Raw genomic sequence first — 23,014 nt, forward strand, 5'->3', positions numbered from 1 at the left:
AACGGTCCGCATGGGATAGATCTGCCCGGGGATTGGGGTAGCTCGACCTGCAGCTGATTTGTGCAACAAAGCCTTATCAATGTGATAAAATCCTTGGGTTTCGCTCAACCATTTTGAGTCACCCATGACCCGACAAATTCGTAACATCGCCATCATTGCCCACGTTGACCACGGCAAAACCACCCTGGTTGACCAACTGCTGCGCCAATCCGGTACCTTCCGCGATAACCAGCAAGTTGACGAGCGCGTGATGGACTCCAACGATCTGGAAAAAGAACGCGGCATTACCATTCTGGCCAAGAACACCGCCATCGAGTACGAAGGCGTGCACATCAACATCGTTGACACCCCCGGCCACGCCGACTTCGGCGGCGAAGTAGAGCGCGTTCTGGGCATGGTGGATGGCGTGCTGCTGCTGGTGGATGCCGTTGAAGGCCCGATGCCGCAAACCCGCTTCGTGACCAAGAAAGCCCTGGCCCTGGGCCTGCGCCCGATCGTGGTGATCAACAAGGTAGACCGTCCGGGCGCGCGTCCGGACTGGGTGGTAGACCAGACTTTCGACCTGTTCGACAAACTGGGCGCTACCGACGAACAGCTGGACTTCCCGATCATCTACGCTTCCGGCCTGAACGGCTTTGCCAAGCTGGATCTGGACGAAACCTCCGACAACATGCGCCCGCTGTTCGACACCGTGCTGAAGCACGTGCCGACCCCGCCGGGTAGCGCCGATGCGCCGCTGCAGCTGCAAATCTCCGCGCTGGACTACTCCACCTACACCGGCCGCCTGGGCGTTGGCCGCGTACTGAACGGCCGTATCAAGCCGGGTCAGGCTGTAGTGGTAATGAACCACGACGATCAGGTAGCGTCCGGCCGTATCAACCAGGTACTGGGCTACAAAGGCCTGGACCGTGTACCGGTTGAAGAAGCCGAAGCTGGCGACATCATCATCATCTCCGGTATCGAAGACATCGGTATCGGCGTCACCATCTGTGACAAAGAGCAGCCGGTTGGCCTGCCGATGCTGTCGGTAGACGAACCGACACTGACCATGGACTTCATGGTGAACACCAGCCCGCTGGCCGGTACCGAAGGCAAGTTCGTCACCAGCCGCCAGATCCGCGACCGTCTGACCAAAGAGCTGCTGACCAACGTGGCCCTGCGCGTAGAAGACACCGACGACTCCGACGTGTTCCGTGTGTCCGGCCGTGGCGAACTGCACCTGACCATCCTGCTGGAAAACATGCGTCGCGAAGGCTTCGAGATGGCTGTGGCCAAGCCGCGCGTGGTGTTCAAGGAAATCAACGGCGAGAAGTGCGAGCCGTACGAAAACCTGACCATCGACCTGGAAGATGCCCACCAGGGTGGCGTGATGGAAGAAATCGGCCGTCGTCGTGGCGAGCTGACCAATATGGAATCGGACGGCCAAGGCCGTACCCGTCTGGAATATCACATTCCGGCGCGTGGCCTGATCGGCTTCCAGTCCGACTTCATGACCATGACCCGCGGTACCGGCCTGATGAGCCACGTATTCGACGACTACGGTCCGGTGAAAGCCGACCTGCCGGGCCGTCACAATGGCGTGCTGATCTCGCAAGACAACGGTGAAGCCGTGGCCTACGCACTGTGGAACCTGGAAGACCGCGGTCGCATGTTCGTGTCTCCGGGCGACAAACTGTACGAAGGCATGATCATCGGCATTCACAGCCGCGATAACGACCTGGTAGTGAACCCGCTGAAAGGCAAGAAGCTGACCAACGTTCGCGCCTCCGGTACCGACGAAGCCGTACGCCTGACCACCCCGATCAAGCTGACGCTGGAATCGGCCGTGGAGTTCATCGACGATGACGAACTGGTGGAAATCACCCCGAAATCCATCCGTATCCGCAAACGCTTCCTGCAAGAGCACGAGCGTCGCCGCATGTCCAAGCAAGAAAGCTAAGCCTGATTGCCCGCCCGCTGCGCCTTGCAGCGGGCAGACAGCACAACGCCCCCTGGCCATTACCGGCAGGGGGCGTTGTTTTATTTATCGGGTGCTCAGCCGGCCGCCTGCGGCGCGTCGTCGGCGTTGTAGAGGCAGGCCTGGTCGCGCCCGGCACGCTTGGCCTGATAAAGCGCCTGATCCGCCTGTTCATAGAGGCTGCGTACCGTGGTGTGCGCCGTAGGCGTGTCGGCGTAGATGCCGACACTGCAGCTGACGCGCCCGATCGGGCTGTCGTGATGCGGAATCTGGCGCAGCAGCAGCCGGTAGCGCAGCTCTTCGGCCAGAGCCTGGGCGGTGCGGGCGTCGGTGTCGGGCAGCAGTAGCGCAAACTCTTCGCCGCCGATGCGTGCCACCGTATCGGATGCCGTGCGGGCGATGCTGGTCAGTACCTGGGCGATCTGGCGCAGTACATCATCGCCGGCGGCGTGGCCGTAATGGTCGTTGTAGCGCTTGAAGTGGTCGACATCCACCATGATCAATGCCAGCGGTTCGTTTTCCATCTGGCTATGCTGCAGCGCCAGCACAATACGCTCGTCAAACTGGTGGCGATTGGCCAGGCCGGTCAGCTTGTCGGTAAACGCCAGGCGCTTGAAGTGGCTTTGCTGCAGGAAGAAGTTGGCCGCAGTCAGTGCCAGAATGCCCGCGCCCAGTGTCGCCACGCCCAGCTGCCAGTGCAGCAGCTGGTAGAGCAGGGTATCGGTCAGGAGCAAACCGGCCACGGTCAGGGCTGCCAGCCTGATCGGGTGCGGGCTGCGGCGGCGCCGGGCCAGCCACTGCCAGCCAAGTGCCATGGCCAGTAGCAGCCCTGCGCGCCAGGGGGCGGGTAGCGGGCGTACCAGACGGTCTTCCTGCATGGCCTGCACCAGGGCGGCGTTGATGAACACGCCATTGGCCTTGGGTTGGTCGGCCTGGATCGGGGTGTAATGTTCGTCGCTGCTGCCGGCTGCGGTCACGCCGATAAGGACGATCTTGTTCTTCAGTTGGGCGGGTGCCAGGTCGCCGGCCAGTAGCCTGGTGATGGGAACGGTGGGGTACTGGCTACCGCTGGCCAGATAGGGCAGCAGGCGCGCTTCGTGCCGGACCCAGTCACGGTGGCCGGGCGGCTGTGTATCGACGTCGTGTGGCGTCCCGGCCAGCAGGCTGGCGAAGGCAGGCTGGTTGGCCGCACCGCTGCCACTGGCCAGATAGGTGCGGCGGAGCGAGCCGTCAGCCTCGGGTGGAAAGTCGCTGATGCCAACGCCGCGTGCCGCCTGGGCAAACAGCGGCAAGGGCCTCAGGCTGCCTATGAGCCCGCCCTCGGAGAGCGGGAAGGCCGGCAGGAACACCCTGCCGTGACGCGCGATGGCGCTGGCCAGGGCCCGGTCGGATTCGGCTTGTGCGGATGGCTCGGCCAGCAGCAGGTTCAGGCCAACCGCGCGGGCGTCTGCCAGCTTGTCGATGGCGTCTGCCATCAGTTCGCGGGGCCACGGCCAGCGGCCCAGTTGCGCCAGGCTGGTTTCGTCGATGGTAATCATGACGATTTGCTGGCTGGCCTCGGGTGCCAGTAGCTGACCGATGCGGTCTTGCGCCCAGTTATCCAGTGGTGACGGGTTGAAACCGAGCCACAGGGCAAGCAGGGGGAGCAGGATGCCGGGCAGGCTGCGTGCGACAGGCGTGTTCATGCTCACTCTATCTGCAAGATGTCTTCCAGTTCGGTGGCCTGATAGCCATCCGGCGTGCTGACCTTGATACTGACCTGGTAGCGCCCGGTAAACAGCGGCTCATCGTCTTGCCATAGTGGCTGGTCGTTACTGTAAACGAAAGTCTGCCCCTCCCGCCCCAGCAGCTTCAGCGCCAGTTGGTAACGGGCGCCAGCCAAAGGATAGGGGCGGGCGCTAAGCTGCATCCCCTTTTTATAGCTGGCCCGCCACAGTCCGGCATCGGTTTGCAGTGTATACGGCTGGCTGTAGGGGCCGGGCTGGCCTTGCTTGTCCAGGCGGGCCACGCGCCACGTCCACGTACCGCCTTCCGGCAGCGTGCGAGTGCCGTCGGCGGGGCCAAGCTCCCAATCAAGCTGCGGCGTCTGGCTGATCGTGCCGCGGAACAGCTGTACCCGATAGCGGCTATTGCTGTCGCCACTGAAGCGGAACGCCACCTGGCGCTCGCGCAGCCGGGTACCGTCCTGCGGGCTCAGTACCAGAGGCGGTGCCGGGTGAGCGCGCACTTCGAACGTTTGTCGTGCCGGGTAGCCTTGCAGGCCGCTGGGCAGCTGGCTGCGCACGGTCAGTACGTACTGGCCGTTCTCCAGCTTGGGTTGCCAGCTGGCTGCCGTTTGCAGGCGGTCATCGATCATGCGTCGCGTGGGCTGGGTGCGCATCAGGTTCACCTGATAGCCGCTCATGCCCTCGGCGGCTGCCCATTGCAGGATGGCGGGCGAAAACTCCTGCAACTGGCGCAGCGGGCTGAGGTCGGGAGCCGGGGGCAGGGCGATGCTGGCACCCGGGGGTTGGCCGCGGCGGGTCACGCTGCCGAAGCCGGCCTTTACCGCCTGGCTGCCTTGGCCTGCACTGACGGCCACTTCGCCCTCCGTCACTTCGGTGCTGCTGCTGTCCGGGTCTGCCACGTTGACGCGGAAACCGGTGCCGCGTACCGCCGTGATGGCACTGGGGGTCTGGATGGTGTGCCGGTTGGGCATCAGCGGGTTCTTGATCACGCTGTTGTCCACGCTGCCGCTTTCCACACTCAGCCAGGTGGTGCTGGCGCCGGTGGTGGGGAAGTGGGTGGCTTCCTTGACCACAAAGCGGGCATTGGGGCCGATGCTGACCAGGCTGCCTTCTTCCAGTAGCAGTTTGACGCTACTGTTGGCACCGGTCCGGATCACCTGCCCGCTGGCGAGCTTGCGCGTCTGGCCGGCCTGCAACGGTTGGCCATCGAGTGTGGCGTCACCCACCAGGTCGCTGACGGTGGCGCTGCTGCTGTGCTGCCGCATTAACGGCAGAGGTATGCGCAGCGTGCTGGCGGGCTTCAGTGCGTAGGGGTTGCGGATGCCGTTCAGGCGCTGCACCAACGGCGCGTGCGCCAGTGAGCTCAGGTGATCGCGGGCGATGCTCCACAGGGTGTCGCCAGGCTGGATGACATATTGCCATTCGGGTTCGTCGGCATGGCTGAGGCCTATGCAGCAGGCGGATAGCATAAACAGGCGTGCGGCGTTCATGATGCGGGGCAGCTGCTTGGGCAGCAATTATAAAATCAAGATGATAGAGCTTTTGCAGGGCCTGGCCCAGCATTTAGCGCATGCCGGCCCCGCTTCATTATCGTGCTTATAAATAGGCCAGTAATTCGCTTGGTTCATTTATGGAAATATCCGCCTGCCAGCTAGCGGTGTCGTCGCTATCGGCGATGTAACCCCAGTTCACCAGCACGGTTTTCATGCCGACGGCACGGCCGGCCTGGATGTCGCGCTCGGCGTCGCCCACGTACAGGCAGTGGCGCGGGTCGGTGTCGATCAGGCGGCAGGCGTGCAGCATCGGCGCCGGGTCCGGCTTGGCCACGCCCACGGTGTCGCCGCTCACCACCACGGCGGGCGGCACGGCAAACGGTAGTGCCGGCACCAGCCGGTCGGTAAAGCGCATCGGCTTATTGGTGATGATGCCCCAGGTCAGGCCGCGTGCCTGCAGCGCCAGGATCAGTTCGTTGATGCCGTCAAACAGCGTGGTGTGGCTGGAAAAATCGTGGTCGTACTGTTCCAGAAAGCGCAGCCGGTACTCCTCGAAGCGCGGGTGGCTCTTGTCGATGCCGAAGCCCAAACTCACCAGGCCGCGGGTGCCGTGGCTGGCGATCGGGCGTACCGCTTCGTAGGGTTGTGGTGGCAGGTTCTCTTCGGCCAGCAGGCGGTTGAGGGCGGCGCCCAGGTCGCGGGCGGTGTCGGCCAGGGTGCCGTCCAGGTCAAACAGGACTGCCTTGATCATTGCAAACGGTCTCCAAAAAAATGCGGCCAACCTTCAATAAAAGGTTGGCCGCAAGTGTACGTCAGGCTCAGCGCACTGTCTTGCCGAGGAACAGCTTGTACGCCGGGTTATCGGTTTCTTCCACCCACGGGTAGCCCAGCTGTGCCAGGAAGGTCTGGAACGCGGCGGCGTCCTCGCGCGGCACCTGGATGCCGATCAGCACGCGGCCGTAGTCGGCACCGTGGTTGCGGTAGTGGAACAGGCTGATGTTCCAGCCGGTCTGCATGGCCTCCAGAAAGCGCATCAGCGCGCCCGGGCGCTCGGGGAATTCAAAGCGCAGCACGCGCTCGTCTTTCAGTTGCGGGGCGTGGCCGCCCACCAGGTGGCGGATGTGCAGCTTTGCCAGCTCGTTGTCGGTGAGGTCCAGGCCATCCAGCTCGTTGGCCTGCAGGTCGGCTACGATGCGGCCAACGTCTTCGCGGCCGGTGATCTGTACGCCGACAAACACGTGCGCAATGCTGGGGTCGGCAAAGCGGTAGTTGAACTCGGTGATGTTGCGGTTGCCGATGACGCTGCAGAACTTCTTGAAGCTGCCCGGTTTTTCCGGAATGGTGACCGCAATCACCGCCTCGCGGCGCTCGCCCAGCTCGGAACGCTCCGATACATGGCGCAGGCGGTCGAAGTTCATGTTGGCGCCGCAGTTGATGGCCACCAGCGTCTTGCCGCTACAGCCTTCGCGCTCTACGTAGGCCTTGGCGGCGGCCACGGCCAGTGCGCCGGCCGGCTCGGTAATGGAGCGGGTATCTTCAAAGATGTCCTTGATGGCGGCGCAGATGGCGTCGGTATCCACCAGCATGATCTCGTCCAGCAGCTCACGGCAGATGCGGAAGGTTTCTTCGCCCACCAGTTTTACTGCCACGCCATCGGCAAACAGGCCCACGTCTTTCAGCTCCACGCGGTGACCGGCGTCGATCGACTGCTTCATGGCGCTGGAATCCACCGGCTGCACGCCGATGATCTTGATCTGCGGTTTCAGGCGCTTGATGTAGCTGGCCACGCCGGCGGCCAGGCCGCCGCCACCGATGGCGACGAACACGGCTTCGATGTCGCCCGGGTGCTGGCGCAGGATTTCCATGCCGATGGTGCCCTGGCCGGCAATCACGTCCGGGTCGTCGAACGGCGGAATGTAGGTCTTGCCGGTTTCCTGCACCAGCGTCATCGCATGCTGGTAGGCGTCGCTGAACGATTCGCCGGCCAGTACCACCTTGCCGCCACGGCGAGTGACGCCGTCGATCTTGATGGCCGGGGTGGTGGCGGGCATCACGATGGTAGCCTCCAGCCCCAGCTTGCTGGCCGACAGCGCCACGCCTTGCGCGTGGTTGCCGGCGCTGGCGGTAATCACGCCGCGGGCACGCTGCTCGGCGCTGAGCTTGGACATCTTGTTATAAGCGCCGCGCAGCTTGAACGAGAACACCGGCTGCAGGTCTTCGCGCTTCAGCAAAATGGTGTTGCCGGTACGGCGGCTGAGGTTGGCAGCCAGTTCCAGCGGGCTTTCGATGGCAACGTCGTAGACGTTGGACGTGAGGATGCGCTCCAGGTAGTCCTTGCAGTGTGGCATAACGATATATTCCGAGTAATTTTTTTGTCCCTGAAAAAGCAGAGTAACAGGAACTAAGCTGGCTGCGAAGGGTATAAAAGCCTGCGTTGCAGGCCCGGTGCGGGCAATATTTTGTATCCTGCGGCGCGTATCCCGGCGGCACGGCGTGTATAATGCCGGCCTGTTTTGCGACAAACCCACCGTCGATTGTTTCAATGAAAAAAACCACCACTCTCTTGCTGACGGCAGCCTTGTCGTTGTCTACCCTGGCACACGCCACCACTCCGTTTGTACCGCCTGTGCCGGATATCGCTGGCAAGGCCTACTTCGTGACCGATTTCTACAGCGGCCAGGTTGTGGCTGCCCGTGATCCGGATACCCGCATCGAGCCTGCGTCGCTGACCAAGCTGATGACGGCCTATCTCACCTTCAAGGCGCTGAAAGAAAAACGCCTCACCCTGGACCAGATGCTGACCGTGTCGCAGGTTGGCTGGAAGCAGGAAGGCTCGCGCATGTTCCTCGACCCCAAAGTGCCGGTGTCGGTGGATAACCTGATCAAAGGCATGATCGTGCAGTCCGGCAACGACGCTTGCGTGACGCTGGCCGAGGCCATTGCCGGCAGTGAAGAAGTGTTCGCGCAGATGATGACCACCGAGGCCAAGCGCCTGGGTATGAGCGCCAGCAACTTCAAGAATTCCACCGGCCTGCCGCACCCGGAGCATTACACCACCACGCGCGACCTGGCTACGCTGTCCACCGCCATCATTCACGACTTCCCCGAGTTCTACCCGATCTACTCGATGAAGTCGTTCAGCTACAACAACATCACGCAGCCCAACCGCAACCTGCTGCTGTACCGCGACCCGAACGTGGACGGCATGAAAACCGGCCATACCAACAGCGCCGGCTATAACCTGATTGCGTCCAGCAAGCGTGACGGCCGCCGCGTACTGTCGGTGGTGGTAGGCACCGCCAGCGAAGAAGCGCGCGCCGTGGAAAGCTCCAAGCTGCTGAACTACGCGCTGCAGTTCTTCGAAACCCCCAAACTGTACGAAGCCCGCAAGCCGGTATCGGAAGTGGCCGTCTACAAGGGCGCCAGCAACAAGCTGCCGGTGGGCTTTGCCAGCGACGTCTACATTACCGTACCCAAAGGCCAGAGCAGCCAGCTGAAGGCAGACCTTACCACCACCCAGCCGATGATTGCGCCCGTCGCCGCCGGCCAGACCGTGGGTAAACTCACGGTCAGCCTGGCAGGCAAGGTGGTGCTGGAGCGCCCGGTGGTGGCGCTGCAAGCGGTAGAAGAGGGTGGCTTCTTCAGCCGCCTGTGGGACAGCATCAAGCTGTGGCTGGGCTGGTAATTTGAAAGGTTGGCCGCATCTGTGCGGCCAACCCTTTTGTTTTTCAGGATGGACAGATGAGCAACCCGACAACCGATACCAAGGACCTGCTGGAGTTTCCGGTACGCTTCCCGATCAAAGTGATGGGCGAGCGCAGCGACAGCTTCCAGGCCACCATCTTCGAGGTCGTGCGCCTGCACGCCCCTGATCTGGAGATGGCCCACATTACCGCGCGTGACAGCTCCAGCGGCAAGTACGTGTCGCTGACCGTCACCGTCACCGCCACCTCCAAGGAACAGCTGGACAACATCTACCGTGCGCTGTCCGGCCATCCGCTGGTGAAGTGGGCCCTGTAAAGCATGAGCCGCATCGTCAAGCACCTGGGGCAGGTTGACTACACGCCCACCTGGCAGGCCATGCAGGCCTTTACCGATACCCGCACCGAGCACACGCCGGACGAACTGTGGTGCCTGGAGCACCCGCCGGTGTACACGCTGGGCCTGGCCGGCAAGCCCGAGCACCTGATCATGCCCAGCAGCATCGAGGTAGTGAAGTGCGACCGCGGCGGCCAGGTCACCTACCACGGCCCCGGCCAGCTGGTGGTGTACTTGATGATCGACTTCAAGCGCATGGGCATTGGCGTGCGCGAGCTGGTGCGTCGCATCGAACAATCGGTGATCGACCTGCTGGCCGAACTGGGCATTACCGCCTACGGCGATGTCAACGCGCCGGGCGTGTATGTGGCAGGCGAAAAAATCGCCTCGCTGGGGCTAAGAATCAAAAACGGTGCGGTCTACCACGGCTTGAGCCTGAATGTGGACATGGACCTGACGCCGTTCAGCTGGATTAACCCTTGCGGCTATGCCGGCCTCAAGGTGACACAACTCAAAGATCACGGTGCCACCCTCACCGTGGCGGAAACCGCCGAGCGGCTGTTGCCCCATCTGGAGCGCAACCTGACGGTGATGAAGGAGACAGCATGAAACTGGACAACCAGGCAGGCGTAAAACACAAAGGCGCCGACAAGACCGCACGCATTCCGATCAAGATCGTGCCGCTGGACGAAAAGCTCAAAAAGCCGGAGTGGATCCGCGCCAAGCTGCCCAACGGCCAGCGCTTCCAGGAAATCAAGCAGATCCTGCGCGAGCAGAAGCTGCACACCGTCTGTGAAGAGGCCACCTGCCCGAACATCGGCGAATGCTTCAGCAAAGGCACGGCCACCTTCATGATCATGGGCGACATCTGCACCCGTCGCTGCCCGTTCTGCGACGTGGGCCACGGCCGCCCGAACCCGCTGGATGTCAACGAGCCCAAGCACCTGGCCGAAACCGTGGCCGCGCTGAAGCTGAAATATGTGGTGATTACCTCGGTCGACCGCGACGACCTTCGCGACGGCGGTGCCCAGCACTTTGCCGACTGCATCAGCGAGATTCGCAAGCTGTCGCCGAACACCCAGATCGAAGTACTGGTGCCGGACTTCCGTGGCCGCCTGGACGTGGCGCTGGACATTCTCAGCCAGACCCCGCCGGACGTGATGAACCACAACCTGGAAACCGCGCCGCGCCTGTACAAGCAAGCGCGCCCGGGCGCCGACTACATCCACTCGCTGGAGCTGCTCAAGCAGTTCAAAGAGCGCTGCCCGGACGTACCGACCAAGTCCGGCATCATGGTGGGCCTGGGCGAAACCGACGAAGAAGTGTACGAAGTGATGGCCGACATGCGCCGTTACAATATCGACATGATCACCATCGGCCAATACCTGCAGCCTACCGACGGCCACCTGCCGGTGCTGCGCTACGTGCACCCGGACCTGTTCAAGGCGTTCGAGAACAAGGCCTACGACATCGGCTTCAAGCACGCTGCAGTAGGTGCCATGGTACGTTCCAGCTACCACGCCGACGTTCAGGCACACGAAGCCGGCGTAACTGGCTAAGCCTGGCCCTGCGGCCAACATCAACACCCCCGACCGCGCCAGCGGCGGGGGCGTTGTTTTGTTATGGGTGCCCAGCGCGTACCAGGCCGTGGGTGGCCAAAGCGCAGCGGTTACCGTGCGGCAGGCGCCTTGGCCCAGGGCCAGGCCGGCGGTGCCTGACCGGCCGCAAGCGCGTGCCAATGCGGCCACGCCTTCTGTCGATGGCCTCCGTGCCGGCCACTCTGTGCCTGCATTCGATTGCGGCTTCGCCGTGCGGTGTGCATGTGCCGGGCTATGTTGCAGCCTGCAGCGGCGGTAATGAGGCCATCAGGCCAGGGCAATGCGGTTTTCCCCTTGATACTTGGCTTTGCGGAGCGCGTCCTCCGCCCGGGCCAGAATCCTGTCCAGTGGTTCGTACTGGCTCACTACCGTCATGCCGGCCGAAAGATATACCCCAGGCAGCCCCAGCTGTGCTGCGCAGTGCGCCATGGCCGACGTCAGCTCATCAAACCGGGTTTGCATTGATAGCAAGCGGTCGTTATTGAGGAAGAGAATGAAGGTGCCACCGCTAAGCCTGGCATGCAGATCGCTGCCACCGCTGCCTTTGGCCATGGCAGCCCCCAGCCTTTGCAGTACTTCGTCACCTGTATGCTGACCATGGTGCTTGTTGATGGCCTGCAGCGCCTTTATATCCAGCAGGGCGATAAAGCCGGTTTCGCCGTTTGCCAAATGCTGCGACATGCGTTTGACAAAGCTTTTGCGGTTTGGCGCCCCGGTCAGGCTGTCAAAATTGGCCAGGCTTTCGATTTTGGCCAGGGCCGCCTGCAAGTCACGGTTCTTTTCTGCCAAAGACGCATTGCTGCGGTTCAACGCCTGGTTGGTTAAATCCAGTTGCAGCATCAGCTCGTCCTTCTGGTCGCTGGCGATCAGCTCTGCCACCATCATCCGGTAAGCCTGCAGGTTGAACACTGTTTGCACACAGACAAAGGCGGCGATGCCGGCAATCCAGTACGGGTAACCATGCAGCGCCAGCCACGTCATCACCGGCAACCAGAGAGCAAGCGTGCTGCTGAGTGCCGTCATCCGGAATGCCGAAAACACAAACATGTTGGCCGCAGAGATGGTAACCAGGCACATCAGTACCAGCATCATGCTGGCAGGTTGATGCGCATCCTGTAGCAGCCAGATACTGCTGCCCCACAGCAAACCGTGACACGCCGCCAGGCTGACATGCACCGAGTATTGCAAAGCACTGCCGGGCTGTTCGCTGGGGTACCACTTGCGGCAAAGCCAATAGTGAAAGCAAGGCAAGAGCAGGTGCAGGCATAGCCAGCTACCCACTGCCACCGACGAAAAGACGGGTAAGCCGGCAATCACTGCCAGTAACAGGGCGCCCACAGGCTGCATGGCCAGTGCCAGCAGCAGATGGCGGCATAGCTGGTTAAGTTGTGCTCTTAATACGCGCATGCTGACGGCTGGCGACATGGTGGGGAGTAGCGTGCCGAGTAGGTTTTGCATCTTGTTCTCTTGCGGTAGTGGTGGGGAGGGTGCTGTGCTTGAGCACAGTCTGCCAGTATTATAAATAATGATTTAACAATCGATAACTTTATATGTATATCATTTATTTAAAGTGATGTGCAGTAAACACCTGTGCCAAGCGGGTAGCCAAAGACCCACCGCGCCCAAGCCCTTGCGATAGACGGGATAGTTGCGCAGGCCCGGCAGGCGCTCGTCGTGTTGCCCCCTGCAAGGCAACGACGCCCCCTGGGGCGTTAGCTTGGCCAGGCGGATAAGGGCTAAGGGCAGGCGCAGTAAGGTTGGCCGCACGCCGGGCAATGGCTGATGCGGCCAACCTTTTTAAGATCTCGCGGTAAACATTGGGCATCGCTGCGCTCAACCCATCTTTCACGTGAGGGCGACTCCGCGAAACCCAGGGCGGTTCCGCCTTTGCGCCCACGGGCGTTTGGCCCCGGCGGCGTATTTGCGGGATCAGGCAAGAATGCCGCAAGTCTGAGATATCTCCCCCAACCCGGTGCTTCGTACACTTTTCCGCAGTTGATACGGTTAACGCCGCCATGCGTTGCCGTATTCGTTTTGGTTCAAACAACTGCCAGAGGTGTGAAACATGGGCATCACCATATCCAGAAAGCGCTTCATCCTGAGTGCCATTGCTGCGAGTGTCGGGCTGGCTATCAGCATCCAGCCTGTACGTGCTATGGCTGCGCCTCTCGCCCCGGAGGATAGTGCCGTGAAACTGACGCAAGAGTGGGACAAGACCTTTGCTAAAAGCGATAAGGTTGAACACCGGAAAGTAACCTTCAAAAACCGCTACGGCATTGTGCTGGCGGCGGATTACTACCTGCCCAAAAACCGCAGCAAGCAGCCGCTGGCTGCGCTTGTGGTGGGTGGCCCATTTGGTGCGGTGAAAGAGCAATCGTCGGGGCTGTACGCACAGACCATGGCCGAGCGTGGCTTTGCCACGCTGGCCTTCGATGGCTCCTTTACCGGCGAGAGCGGTGGCGAGCCCCGAAACGTCGCTTCGCCGGATATCAATACCGAGGATGTGATGGCGGCGGTGGATTTTATCGGTCTGCAGCCTGAGGTTAACCGCGAGCGTATCGGTGTCATCGGTATTTGTGGCTGGGGCGGCATGGCGCTGAATGCGGTGGCCGTGGACAAGCGGGTGAAGGCCGTAGTGGCCAGCACCATGTACGACATGACCCGGGTAATGTCCAAGGGTTACAACGACAGCGTCACGCCGGAGCAGCGCCGCCAAACGCTGGAACAACTAAGCCGCCAGCGCTGGGTAGATGCTGCCAACGGCAAACCGGCCTACCAGCCGGATTACAACAAACTCAAAGGTGGCGAGCCGCAGTTCCTGCTGGATTATGCCGACTACTACATGACGCCCCGTGGCTATCACCCGCGTGCGGTCAACTCCGGCAATGCGTGGACCATCACCACGCCGCTCTCCTTCATGAACATGCCGATCCTGAGCTACATCAAGGAAATCTCGCCACGCCCCATCCTGTTTGTGCATGGCGAGCTGGCACACTCGCGCTATTTTGCCGAGACCGCCTACGCTGCGGCGGCCGAGCCGAAGCAGCTGCTGATCGTCAAAGGGGCGAATCACGTTGACCTGTACGACCGTGTCGATCGTATTCCTTTTGATGCCATTACCGACTTCTTCGGCAAGCACCTGAAGTAAGCCCTGTCACCCATTGGCCGGGCCGCACACCATCCGGTGTACGGCCCGGCTTTTTCTTATGCGTGCACTGCGGTTCTCGTGGTGCGTGCACTGTTTTTCTTGAGACAACCATGGCTGATTTTGCTCACGCTATTACCGACAGTGCTGTACGGCAGCGCAGTGCTGTCTTGTCGATGTCGTTTTGTGTGGCGATGCTGATTGCCGCCGAGTTCATGCCGGTGAGCCTGTTGACGCCCATGGCCGCAGACCTGGGGGCCAGTGAAGGCATGGCCGGGCAGGCCATTGCGGTTTCCGGCTTGTTTGCCGTGCTGGCCAGCCTGTTGATTACCCGCTTATGCCGGGGCATGGATCGCCGTCATGTATTGCTCGGGCTCACCGGCGTGCTCCAGTTGTCGTTGGTGTGCATGGCGCTGGCGCATGATTTTGGCGTGCTGATGCTGGCTCGGGCCCTGCTGGGTATTGTCGTCGGTGGCTTCTGGTCGCTGGCTACCGCCACGGTGAGCAGGCTGGTGCCCGCAGCCGACGTACCCGCCGCGCTGGGGGCGCTGTATACCGGCAATGCGCTGGCCACCACACTGGCGGCACCGCTGGGCAGCTATCTGGGTGGCCTGCTAGGGTGGCGTGGTGTGTTCTGGCTGATGGTGCCGCTGGTCACCTTGAACCTGTGCTGGCAATGGCGCAGCCTGCCAGCCATGCCGGCCGCGCCGACTGCGGCCAACCTTGGGCTACGCAGCCTGTGGGCACGCGCGCACGTTCGGGTAGCCATGCCGGCGGTGATGCTGATCTTTGCCGGCGCGTTTACCAGCTTTACCTACTTCCGCCCGTTTCTCGAATCCCAGACCCATGTGTCACTGCCACAGCTTTCTGTACTGCTGTTTGTATTGGGTGTGGCGGGTTTTGTCGGTACCCATCTGGCCAGCCGGCTACTGGCCCGCCATCTGTATCGTCTACTCGGTCTGCTGCCGCTATTGCTGGCCTTGGCCACGCTGGCCTTGTTGCTGATGGGTAGCGTGCCGGTATGGGCGGCTATCTGCCTGCTGCTCTGGGGGGGCTTGAATGCCGCCATTCCCGTAGGGTGGTCAGCCTGGCTAGCGCGCACATTGCCAGACGCACAGGAGGTGGGGGGTGGCCTGCTGGTGGCTGCCATCCAGCTAGCCATTCTGTTGGGCGGTGCGCTTGGCGGTGCATTGCTGGATCACCTGTCTATCCACGCGACGTTTCTGGGTGGGGCGGTGCTGTTGTTGCTGGGTGCCGCCCTGGTTGGCCGCGGTTATCGTGTGATGCCGGCCAGCTGAGTCCCGCCATCGCAAAAACGCCTCTGTGACAGAGGCGTTTTGCTTGGTGGCAAGGCGTGTTCACCCCTGCGCGATGCTACCGAGTGGTGCGTGCAAGCGTTCGGTGAACGCGCGCTGCATCTGCGCCAGCTGTGCCTCGGTCAGCCCCATCGCACCATAAAAAGCCAGCGGGGCGTTGTAGCGCATGCCCACATACAGCGCCGATGCCTTCATCGGGCTTAGCACTTCCTGCATGGTCAAGGTAATCAGGCCTGCTGCACTGTAGGTATGCTCACTGGCGCCGGCAGTCGTCACGATCTGCAGCTCTTTGCCTTTCAGGGCGGCACCGCCCGGGCCAAATGCCCAGCCGAATGTCCACACCGCATTCAGATAGGCTTTCAGCATTGGCGTGGTGTTGAACCAATGGGTGGGGTAGAGGTAAACGATACGATCGGCAGCCTCGTGCGCTTGTTGCTCGGCGATAGCGTCGATGGCATTCAGATCGTTGCTGTAGCGCGATTCAAGATGGCGTACGGTCACATTTTCCAGCTGCACTGCCGCTTGTTGCAGCGCCTTGATGGCGACGGACTGCCCGGCATAGGGGTGCGAAACAATAACGAGGGTTTTCATGAGCGTGTTTTCCGGAATAAAAATTACAGTGGCAGGCCCGCGAGCAGTATGGCGTTACTGCTAGCCGAGGCATGGCGGTAGCCGAGGATGGCCTGGTAGTCGGCGGAGTGATACCAAGCCTTGGCTGCGGCCATGTTTTCAAAGCGCACGATAAAGAACTTGCCTTCGGCAGCCGGCCCTTCGATGGTTTCTACTTCGCCACCGCCAACAATCAGCGTGCCGTGGTGGGCGGTAACGGTATCCAGCACTTTTGCCTGGTAGGGCTGCATGCCGTCAGGGTTGTGAATGGCAGTAACGTGAAAAACAAAATAGGCAGCGTGGTTCATGTGTGATGTCCTTGGGTTGGCGGGGGTTACAGGCTGAGTTCGAAAACGCGGCGGCTGAGCGCCAGCGTGACGTCGCCTCGCTCGCCCAGTGCCGTCATGCCGTGTTTTTCCAATTGCGCGACCAGGGCGTCGATATGTTCGGCATGGATGCCGTAATCGCGCAGGCGGGTCATGACGCCCAGGCGCTCGAAGAACGCGCGGGTCCGGTGGATGGCCGTGTCGATGCGTTCATCTTCACTACCGGTTTCGATGTGCCAGACACGGCTGGCGTATTGCAGCAGCTTGTCCCGCTTGCCTTCGCGACGCGCAGACAGCATGGCCGGCAGCAGTACCGCCAGGGTCTGGGCATGGTCCAGGCCGTGCAGGACAGTGAGTTCGTGCCCTATCAGGTGCGTGGCCCAGTCGTGCGGTACGCCAGCGCCGATCAGGCCATTCAGTGCCTGGGTGGCGGTCCACATCAGATTGGCCCGCGACGCGTAGTCGGCCGGCTCGCGCACGACTTTGGGCCCCAACTCGATCAGCGTTTGCAGCAGGCCTTCTGCGTAACGGTCTTGCACACGCGCATCCACCGGATAGGTCAGGTACTGCTCGACCACATGGGTAAAGGCATCCACCACGCCGTTGGCCAACTGGCGAGCGGGCAGGGTGTAGGTTTTTTCCGGGTCCAGCACGGCAAACTGCGGGAAGACCAGCGGCGAGGCAAAGAACGCCTTGGTCTGGTGCTGCGGGTGGGTCACTACCGCGTTGTGGTTCATTTCCGAGCCGGTGGCCGCCAGGGTCAGCACCACGCCGAGTGGCAGTGCCTGGCGAACGGCTTGGCCCATGCTGGACAGAATGTCCCACGCGTCGCCGTCGTAGCAGGCTGCCGCCGCCACAAACTTGGTGCCGTCAATCACCGAGCCGCCGCCAACGGCCAGCAGAAAGTCGATCTTGTGTTCGCGCACCAGGCTGACGGCGCGCATCAGGGTGTCAAAGCGCGGGTTGGGTTCAATCCCGCCAAACGCGTGCACGCTTCGCTGGCCCAGTGCCGATCGCACTTCGGCCAAGGTGCCATGGCGCTCGGCACTGCCGCCGCCGTACAGCACCAAGACGCGCGCCGACGCCGGTATGTGTTGGTCCAGTTGCTGGACGGTGCCCTGGCCGAAAATGATGCGGGTAGGGTTGAAATATTCAAAGTTCTGCATGCGCTGCTCCTGTCGATTGGCTAACCCGTGGCGGGTAGCGGATGAGCAGCATTATGGGCAGTGCCATTCACAACCATAAGTGGATGGTACGTTCATTTTTTGCTAACTTAAGGTTGTTAATTAAGGCAAAAGAGGAGGGCACATGGACCTATCGCAACGCGTGCGCGCGGTGCTGTCGTTTGTGCATACGGTAGAGGCCGGCAGCCTGGCGGGGGCCGCGCGAGCGCTGGGGGTGAGTGCGGCAGCGGTGAGCAAGAACGTGGCCGGCCTGGAGCGCACCTTGGGCGTGCGCTTGCTGAACCGTACGACGCGGACGCTGAGCCTTACCGAAGAAGGCGCGGTATTTTTGCGCCAGGCGCGCATTGCCCTGGACGCGCTGGATACCGCCGTGGACGCCGTGGCGGCCCAGCGCTTGGCCATCAGCGGCCCGGTGCGCATCTCGACCAGTGCCGCCTTTGGGCGCGAGCACGTGTTGCCTGTTTTGCCCGGTTTGCTGGCGCGCTACCCGCAGCTGGCGGTGGAGGTGGATTTCGACGACCGGGTAGTAGACCTGGTGGGGAGCGGTTACGACCTGGCATTGCGTGGCGGCCACATTGCCGATTCGGCACTGGTGGCGCGCCCGGTCTGCCATCTGCGCATGATCCTGGTGGCCTCGCCGCACTATCTGGCACAGGCGGGCATACCGCGCACTCCTGCCGACCTGGCCGCGCACCGGCTGATTAGCCGGCGCTTTCTGGGTGGCAAGGTATCACCGTGGGGTTTTCGCGATGGCGATGGCTTGATCAGCACCCAGAATCTGGATGGCGCCTGTCTGACCCTGTCCGCGCCCGAAGCGTTGACGGAAGCCGCCTGCATGATCTGCAAAGTGGGCAGCTAAAGGTGCTATTGCTGGGCATTCACGAGCCGGGTGCCTACGAAATGGTGTTGCAGTACCCCCACCGCGCACTGATGGCACCACGGGTAAAAGCATGCATCGACTACCTGCTGGCAGCATTCGCGGCTGATGCGGCCTTGCACGTTCCCCTGGCCGCGTTGCAAGCCTATACAGCCTGATTGCCTGGTGGGCAGGCTTAACGCAGCTCGGTTACGCTCACCGGCTGCGCTGCCAGCTGGCGTAGCTGCGGCAGCGTGGCGCGGTAGCGGCCAATATGGATGGTTTGCGGCGAAAAGCCGATACCGGCGGCGTTGTAGTAAAAGCCCAGGTTGCCCCAGGGCACAAAGTAGATCAGGTCGCCATCCTCCGGGTCGGTGCCTGGCGAGCCGTTTACGTTCAGCTTCTGCGGCAGATAGGCAATTTTCTCGCGGCCGGCAAACGCTTCCAGGCGCAGGCTTAGCGGCAGCCTGGCGAGCAGGTCGCGAACCGTGGGGTTGTCCTGGTCGATGGTGACATCCACCATCACCTGTGCATTGCGAAAGCGCAGCACCTTGCCGACGACGCTCTCAGCCTGCAGGCTGGCGGGCGCCGCCACGGCGAACAGGCTAGTGGCCAGCAGGCCGGCGCCCAGAAAGCGCTTGGCGAGAGGGGTGTAAGACATGTAGTACTCCAACAAGCAGCAGCATGCCGGCCAGCAGCCAGCACCACCACCGCGAAAACAATCGGATCATGATAAAACCATCACGCTGACCTGCCGCATGGCCGGAGCCTGAAGCGGGGTCGCCCCAAGCCGGGTGCGTTTGCCTATTCTTGATGTGTGACGGGTGGTATCGATAGCCTGATACTGCAGATTGCTTGCCTAAAGCTGCAGCTGCCCGGCATGCAGGCAGACAGATCGGGCTGGTCGCGCTAGCGTACGGCCTATCGAAAAGAGGACAACACGATGTACCCGGATGCTGCCCCCCAGACCCTGCCGCCCGCCCTGCTGGCACCGTTGATTGCCAGCATCGCCAGCCGCACACGCGGCAACGAGGATTGCGACACCGCCATCCCCAACCTCAGCCTGTTTCGCCGCGAGCAGGCCACCACCCCCTGCGCCTGCATGGTGGAGCCCAGTGTGGTGATGGTGGTGCAGGGCGCCAAGCAGATGCTGGTAGGCGATCAGTCCTACCCCTACGATGCATCGCATTTCCTGCTCAACGCAGTCGATCTGCCTGCCAGCTCGCAGGTGCTGGCCGCCAGTGCCGCGCAACCTTGCCTCGGCCTGGTGCTGCGGCTGGATTTGCGCATCATGGCAGAGCTGATTGCCGAAGGGGGGCTGAGCGCCCCCAGGGATAAAGGCCCGTATCACGGCATGGCGCGGGGTACGGTAACGCCGGCGCTGCATGCCGCCATCGCCCGGTTGTTATCGCTACTGGACGAGCCCGAGCATATTGCCGTCCTGTCGCCGCTGGTTCAGCGTGAAATACATTACCGCCTGTTAATCAGCGACCAGGCTGCACGACTGTGGCAGATCCTGGCGGCTGGCAGCCACAGCCAGCGCATTGCCAGGGCCATCGACTGGCTAAAAGCCCATTACACCGAGCCACTGCGCATTGACGAGTTGGCCGCGCGCATCCAGATGAGCCCGTCCAGCCTGCACCACCACTTCCGCCAGCTGACGGCGATGAGCCCCTTGCAGTATGTGAAATGGCTACGGCTAAACGAGGCCAGACGGCTGATGCTGAACGAAAGGCTGGAAGCCGCAACGGCGGCATTTCGGGTGGGTTATGAAAGCCCCTCGCAGTTTAGCCGCGAGTATGGCCGCCTGTTCGGCCTGCCGCCCAAGCGCGATATCGCACAGCTGATGCAAGCCGGCAGCTAGCTGCCTGGCGCCTGTCGGGTAGCGGGGTGCGGCCAACCTTTTCATGGTGGGGCGGTGGCGTAGTTCCCCGGATGCGGCTACGCCTTATCCGGGCTACGGTTTTGTTCCTGCCAGCGGCGGCTGTGGATGCTGGAGAACGGCCAATCATCCGCATGGACGGTCAGCCCGTGCTTCACCGGGTTGTGGTGGATATAGGCCACGTGGTGGGCAAAATCGGCCTCATCACGCAAGGTGTGTTCCCAGTAGCGACGCTGCCAGATGCCCGCCGCCCCATCCGGCCCGGCCTTGCCGCGTATGCCAAGCCGGTGCAGCCGTTTGACAAAGTGGGCCTTGATGGCCTGCCAGCGCGCCGGGTAGTCATCATCCCCCGGTGGCAGCGTCCAGATGCAGTGCAGGTGATCGGGCAGCACCACGATGGCGTCGATCACGAATGGCCGCCGCCGCATCGTTACCCGGAACGCCTCACGCAGCCACACCACATGCTCCACCAGATAACGCTGCCGCCGGTCTTGCAAGGTGACGGTAAAAAAGTAGCAGCCACCCGCCACGCGGTTTCGTCGATATTGCACCATCGCCCACCTCCCGCCAGCAGCATTGCGCAACAGGGCGTGGCATTAAAAACGACAATCAGGCCAAACGTGCGGTGGAGAATGGGTGCGGCGCGTAAACAGGTAGCCCGGATAAGCCAACGGCGCATCCGGGGAATGCCGTGTTAGCCGCAGGCACGTGGCGGGCGAGGTCAAAAACAAAAAGGTTGGCCGCATACCGGGTAAACGGTGATGCGGCCAACCTTTTATGGTGCGGTGGCGTTGTTCCCCGGATGCGGCTACGCCTTATCCGGGCTATGAGCTACGAGCTACCGGAGTGGTGGCTTATTCGTCGCTTATTAGGTACTCTAGTTCATCTTTGTAGGGCAAAATTGGCTCATAAAGTTGATGATAACCTTTTCCTACAGCTCCCATGAATTGCACAAGTTTTGGTGATGAACTCCCTATGGAAATTATGTGGTCTTTTGCAATGCCGGGGTAAGGGTCAATGTATATTATCTCTTTAATGCCTAGTTGGTAAGCTTTTTTTGCACAAAGCTCGCAAGGACTAGCCGTGGTGTATAATTTACCGCCCTTTATTCCACTTCCTCCATATTTTGCTATTTGCAAGAAGGCATTCTCTTCCGCGTGCAGCGATCTGGTGTGCACTTGGTTGTACTTGGAATCGGTTTCATTTTTAATGTCTTTAAAGCAGTATGCGTGATTTCTACCACTGTCTTTATCGGCCTGCGTAATTGCTATGTATTTTCTTTTTGCAATACTTCGGAATTCCTCCGAATTTCTCTCATATCTACTGTATTTGATCTCATCAAAGTCATCCATGAGTCCTTTTAACGAGCGAAGGGAACATGAAACCTGGCCCTTTGCTACGTCATTCCAACCTATAGCCTTTACTGAATCTTCTTCGTCAGTGATGACGGCTCCGACTTGCCTAGAGATGCAGCCAGAGTTTGATTTTGCCGTATAAGCAAGCTGCATTACGCGCTCGATAGTACGTGGCGTGACCAATCCAGGATGAAGCATAAGCGAAAAATACCAAGCGAGCTGGGCTTTTAGCACATTGTTATTATCAAGCTCGTTTCTTGGATTGAAAATGTGAATATCAGCCATTTCAATGCATTTTTTTACATTCTGACTGACAAAGTCAGCATGGCTAATTTTTGTCTTGCCTGATTCCCGCCTTTCAATTTCATCAAATCGCTCAACACTAAATTTATGTACATTTTGCAAATATGCCTTTCGATCCTCATCGGGCGCATTCACTGAGACCAAATAAAAGGCAGAGTATCGATCTTTGAAAAATCCGGCCTCGTATGGGTTTCTAATCGCATCTATTGCTATAAAAATATTCCCATTAATTCTTCTGAGTGCTTTTATTATCTTATTTATGGTTTCCGGAAGGTGAAATATGCTATCAGGAATAAAGGACTTTTCTCTGTAGCCAACTTCGATTGCTCCGCGTCTTCTGATTGAGTTTCCCGCAGCTTGATACGCACGAATATATAGATCTTGACTCAGATTGTTTAGATCCTTCTTGAATAATTGGGTAAATTTCCTTACGGCAACCAGGACTCTTTTTAGGTTAACATCCTCTTGTTCTGTTATGGAGAATTTCTCTTTGTGATTTATTACTTTTTTTATTATTTCCTTGTGTTTTTCAATTTTGTTATTTGTGAAGCTGTTTTTCCGAAGGGTGCTTATAATATCTGCATGAGTAATGTTGGCCTCGGATGATTCGGCAATGAAATTGGCAGCATCATCTTCACTTAATGATAGGAAGTATGCTGATATTATATCGCTGACTTTTATGGAGTAAAATTTCTTAAAATTTTTCTGCGCGTACTCCCGAAGTATTTCATAGCGCAGTGCATCATTCCCTTTGTAAAACAAGTTATCGTTAATTTTTGTCACGCTAGCATCTGGAAATATTGTATCTGACTCCAGTATGTTAGCTGCTGTGGTGCAACCCGAGCCGGTTCTGCCCGTCAGGCCGATCAAAACAAATTCTTGCCTGGCTAAAAATAGCTTTGATATTGTTTCGTGATTCTTTTTCATTTGCATAAATTCTCAATTGGAATTGCTTTTTGTCATTTATTTCGCAAAAAAAAGGGCGCATAGCGCCCTAAATATTTGTCATAGTGCTCAAAGTTTGAAAGTGAAATTCCTTAATATTCAATGATTTATTTTTTTCTTGGTATGAAATGTCTGACAGAGAATGCAGGCAAAGTTTGAAATATCCTGAAAATGAAGCCAAAAGTTGAAATCATAAGATAGACGCCGACGTCCCCCCATTTTCAGTAGCACTGAGCATTAGAGTCCGAGGCTAATTTACCTGATTTCTCAGCGAGTGATT

20 protein-coding genes are annotated in these 23,014 nt (G+C 60.0%); 9 read left to right on the forward strand and 11 right to left on the reverse strand.

Annotation, left to right across the window (positions count from 1 at the left end):
• Nucleotides 1-124 precede the first annotated feature (124 nt).
• Entirely contained in the window at nt 125-1,939 is a 1,815-nt protein-coding gene (gene typA / locus FLQ03_RS05160) for a translational GTPase TypA (RefSeq protein ID WP_144374009.1), read from the forward strand.
• A gap of 95 nt (nt 1,940-2,034) precedes the next feature.
• Here typA and FLQ03_RS05165 read toward each other — a convergent pair whose 3' ends face one another.
• The 4 genes from FLQ03_RS05165 to ilvA form a co-directional block, all read right to left on the reverse strand.
• Complete coding sequence (locus tag FLQ03_RS05165) at nt 2,035-3,642, reverse strand: diguanylate cyclase domain-containing protein (RefSeq protein WP_144374010.1); 1,608 nt, start codon at nt 3,640-3,642, stop codon at nt 2,035-2,037.
• A 2-nt stretch (nt 3,643-3,644) separates the two neighbouring features.
• Nucleotides 3,645-5,174: a FecR family protein gene (locus tag FLQ03_RS05170; RefSeq protein WP_144374011.1), complete on the reverse strand. Its 1,530-nt coding sequence runs from the start codon at nt 5,172-5,174 to the stop codon at nt 3,645-3,647.
• Between the two features lie 106 nt (nt 5,175-5,280).
• Nucleotides 5,281-5,928 carry an HAD family hydrolase gene (locus FLQ03_RS05175; RefSeq protein ID WP_144374012.1) on the reverse strand — a complete coding sequence of 216 codons (648 nt, stop codon included), beginning with the start codon at nt 5,926-5,928 and terminating at the stop codon, nt 5,281-5,283.
• Nucleotides 5,929-5,995: 67 nt separating this feature from the next.
• A complete protein-coding gene (gene ilvA, locus FLQ03_RS05180) occupies nt 5,996-7,525 on the reverse strand; it encodes a threonine ammonia-lyase, biosynthetic (RefSeq protein ID WP_144374013.1) in 1,530 nt (509 codons plus the stop codon).
• 194 nt (nt 7,526-7,719) lie between these two features.
• On the opposite strand from ilvA, the gene FLQ03_RS05185 reads away from it, so the two are divergent.
• Genes FLQ03_RS05185 through lipA form a run of 4 tightly spaced genes read left to right on the forward strand, consistent with a single transcriptional unit; the run spans nt 7,720 to nt 10,774 of the window.
• The gene (locus FLQ03_RS05185) at nt 7,720-8,862 is read left to right on the forward strand and encodes a D-alanyl-D-alanine carboxypeptidase family protein (RefSeq protein ID WP_144374014.1); all 1,143 of its coding nucleotides are present in this window, start codon (nt 7,720-7,722) and stop codon (nt 8,860-8,862) included.
• A gap of 56 nt (nt 8,863-8,918) precedes the next feature.
• Complete coding sequence (locus FLQ03_RS05190) at nt 8,919-9,197, forward strand: HP0495 family protein (RefSeq protein WP_144374015.1); 279 nt, start codon at nt 8,919-8,921, stop codon at nt 9,195-9,197.
• A gap of 3 nt (nt 9,198-9,200) precedes the next feature.
• On the forward strand, nt 9,201-9,824 hold the full coding sequence (gene lipB / locus FLQ03_RS05195) for a lipoyl(octanoyl) transferase LipB (protein WP_144374016.1): 624 nt from the start codon (nt 9,201-9,203) through the stop codon (nt 9,822-9,824).
• On the forward strand, nt 9,821-10,774 hold the full coding sequence (lipA, locus tag FLQ03_RS05200) for a lipoyl synthase (protein WP_144374017.1): 954 nt from the start codon (nt 9,821-9,823) through the stop codon (nt 10,772-10,774). The genes lipB and lipA overlap by 4 nt, the downstream gene beginning before the upstream one ends.
• A gap of 306 nt (nt 10,775-11,080) precedes the next feature.
• Here the strand turns inward: lipA and FLQ03_RS05205 are convergent, their stop codons facing one another.
• Nucleotides 11,081-11,905 carry a GGDEF domain-containing protein gene (locus FLQ03_RS05205; RefSeq protein WP_170252315.1) on the reverse strand — a complete coding sequence of 275 codons (825 nt, stop codon included), beginning with the start codon at nt 11,903-11,905 and terminating at the stop codon, nt 11,081-11,083.
• 1,096 nt (nt 11,906-13,001) lie between these two features.
• Between FLQ03_RS05205 and FLQ03_RS05210 the strand changes: the two genes are divergently transcribed.
• Complete coding sequence (locus FLQ03_RS05210) at nt 13,002-13,961, forward strand: alpha/beta hydrolase (RefSeq protein WP_240802201.1); 960 nt, start codon at nt 13,002-13,004, stop codon at nt 13,959-13,961.
• A gap of 110 nt (nt 13,962-14,071) precedes the next feature.
• A complete protein-coding gene (locus tag FLQ03_RS05215) occupies nt 14,072-15,256 on the forward strand; it encodes an MFS transporter (RefSeq protein ID WP_144374020.1) in 1,185 nt (394 codons plus the stop codon).
• A gap of 60 nt (nt 15,257-15,316) precedes the next feature.
• Here the strand turns inward: FLQ03_RS05215 and FLQ03_RS05220 are convergent, their stop codons facing one another.
• The 3 genes from FLQ03_RS05220 to FLQ03_RS05230 are packed head-to-tail and all read right to left on the reverse strand — an operon-like array spanning nt 15,317 to nt 17,375.
• Nucleotides 15,317-15,865 (reverse strand): NAD(P)H-dependent oxidoreductase, encoded by a 549-nt coding sequence (locus FLQ03_RS05220; RefSeq protein WP_144374021.1) that lies wholly within the window; start codon nt 15,863-15,865, stop codon nt 15,317-15,319.
• 23 nt (nt 15,866-15,888) lie between these two features.
• Nucleotides 15,889-16,191, reverse strand: coding sequence for a DUF1330 domain-containing protein (locus FLQ03_RS05225; protein WP_144374022.1), 303 nt, complete (start codon nt 16,189-16,191; stop codon nt 15,889-15,891).
• Between the two features lie 26 nt (nt 16,192-16,217).
• A complete protein-coding gene (locus FLQ03_RS05230) occupies nt 16,218-17,375 on the reverse strand; it encodes an iron-containing alcohol dehydrogenase (protein WP_144374023.1) in 1,158 nt (385 codons plus the stop codon).
• Between the two features lie 142 nt (nt 17,376-17,517).
• On the opposite strand from FLQ03_RS05230, the gene FLQ03_RS05235 reads away from it, so the two are divergent.
• On the forward strand, nt 17,518-18,252 hold the full coding sequence (locus tag FLQ03_RS05235; protein ID WP_240802202.1) for a LysR family transcriptional regulator: 735 nt from the start codon (nt 17,518-17,520) through the stop codon (nt 18,250-18,252).
• Between the two features lie 193 nt (nt 18,253-18,445).
• Here FLQ03_RS05235 and FLQ03_RS05240 read toward each other — a convergent pair whose 3' ends face one another.
• Nucleotides 18,446-18,910 (reverse strand): cyclophilin-like fold protein, encoded by a 465-nt coding sequence (locus FLQ03_RS05240; RefSeq protein ID WP_144374024.1) that lies wholly within the window; start codon nt 18,908-18,910, stop codon nt 18,446-18,448.
• Between the two features lie 282 nt (nt 18,911-19,192).
• Between FLQ03_RS05240 and FLQ03_RS05245 the strand changes: the two genes are divergently transcribed.
• A complete protein-coding gene (locus FLQ03_RS05245) occupies nt 19,193-20,113 on the forward strand; it encodes an AraC family transcriptional regulator (protein ID WP_144374025.1) in 921 nt (306 codons plus the stop codon).
• A 77-nt stretch (nt 20,114-20,190) separates the two neighbouring features.
• Here the strand turns inward: FLQ03_RS05245 and FLQ03_RS05250 are convergent, their stop codons facing one another.
• Together FLQ03_RS05250 and FLQ03_RS05255 are read right to left on the reverse strand one after the other, a co-directional pair.
• Nucleotides 20,191-20,685 (reverse strand): REP-associated tyrosine transposase, encoded by a 495-nt coding sequence (locus tag FLQ03_RS05250; RefSeq protein ID WP_144374026.1) that lies wholly within the window; start codon nt 20,683-20,685, stop codon nt 20,191-20,193.
• Nucleotides 20,686-20,985: 300 nt separating this feature from the next.
• The gene (locus FLQ03_RS05255; RefSeq protein WP_144374027.1) at nt 20,986-22,716 is read right to left on the reverse strand and encodes an anti-phage dCTP deaminase; all 1,731 of its coding nucleotides are present in this window, start codon (nt 22,714-22,716) and stop codon (nt 20,986-20,988) included.
• Nucleotides 22,717-23,014: the final 298 nt, after the last annotated feature.

Origin of the sequence: Vogesella urethralis (genome assembly GCF_007644045.2) — a bacterium.
Lineage (GTDB): Bacteria > Pseudomonadota > Gammaproteobacteria > Burkholderiales > Chromobacteriaceae > Vogesella > Vogesella urethralis.

Bases quoted from the DNA above. Each gene is read 5' to 3' on its own strand.
- typA (WP_144374009.1), top strand. From the start codon at position 125: ATGACCCGACAAATTCGTAACATCGCCATCATTGCCCACGTTGACCAC.
- FLQ03_RS05165 (WP_144374010.1), bottom strand. From the start codon at position 3,642: ATGAACACGCCTGTCGCACGCAGCCTGCCCGGCATCCTGCTCCCCCTG.
- FLQ03_RS05170 (WP_144374011.1), bottom strand. From the start codon at position 5,174: ATGAACGCCGCACGCCTGTTTATGCTATCCGCCTGCTGCATAGGCCTC.
- FLQ03_RS05175 (WP_144374012.1), bottom strand. From the start codon at position 5,928: ATGATCAAGGCAGTCCTGTTTGACCTGGACGGCACCCTGGCCGACACC.
- ilvA (WP_144374013.1), bottom strand. From the start codon at position 7,525: ATGCCACACTGCAAGGACTACCTGGAGCGCATCCTCACGTCCAACGTC.
- FLQ03_RS05185 (WP_144374014.1), top strand. From the start codon at position 7,720: ATGAAAAAAACCACCACTCTCTTGCTGACGGCAGCCTTGTCGTTGTCT.
- FLQ03_RS05190 (WP_144374015.1), top strand. From the start codon at position 8,919: ATGAGCAACCCGACAACCGATACCAAGGACCTGCTGGAGTTTCCGGTA.
- lipB (WP_144374016.1), top strand. From the start codon at position 9,201: ATGAGCCGCATCGTCAAGCACCTGGGGCAGGTTGACTACACGCCCACC.
- lipA (WP_144374017.1), top strand. From the start codon at position 9,821: ATGAAACTGGACAACCAGGCAGGCGTAAAACACAAAGGCGCCGACAAG.
- FLQ03_RS05205 (WP_170252315.1), bottom strand. From the start codon at position 11,905: ATGATGCTGGTACTGATGTGCCTGGTTACCATCTCTGCGGCCAACATG.
- FLQ03_RS05215 (WP_144374020.1), top strand. From the start codon at position 14,072: ATGGCTGATTTTGCTCACGCTATTACCGACAGTGCTGTACGGCAGCGC.
- FLQ03_RS05220 (WP_144374021.1), bottom strand. From the start codon at position 15,865: ATGAAAACCCTCGTTATTGTTTCGCACCCCTATGCCGGGCAGTCCGTC.
- FLQ03_RS05225 (WP_144374022.1), bottom strand. From the start codon at position 16,191: ATGAACCACGCTGCCTATTTTGTTTTTCACGTTACTGCCATTCACAAC.
- FLQ03_RS05230 (WP_144374023.1), bottom strand. From the start codon at position 17,375: ATGCAGAACTTTGAATATTTCAACCCTACCCGCATCATTTTCGGCCAG.
- FLQ03_RS05235 (WP_240802202.1), top strand. From the start codon at position 17,518: ATGGACCTATCGCAACGCGTGCGCGCGGTGCTGTCGTTTGTGCATACG.
- FLQ03_RS05240 (WP_144374024.1), bottom strand. From the start codon at position 18,910: ATGTCTTACACCCCTCTCGCCAAGCGCTTTCTGGGCGCCGGCCTGCTG.
- FLQ03_RS05245 (WP_144374025.1), top strand. From the start codon at position 19,193: ATGTACCCGGATGCTGCCCCCCAGACCCTGCCGCCCGCCCTGCTGGCA.
- FLQ03_RS05250 (WP_144374026.1), bottom strand. From the start codon at position 20,685: ATGGTGCAATATCGACGAAACCGCGTGGCGGGTGGCTGCTACTTTTTT.
- FLQ03_RS05255 (WP_144374027.1), bottom strand. From the start codon at position 22,716: ATGAAAAAGAATCACGAAACAATATCAAAGCTATTTTTAGCCAGGCAA.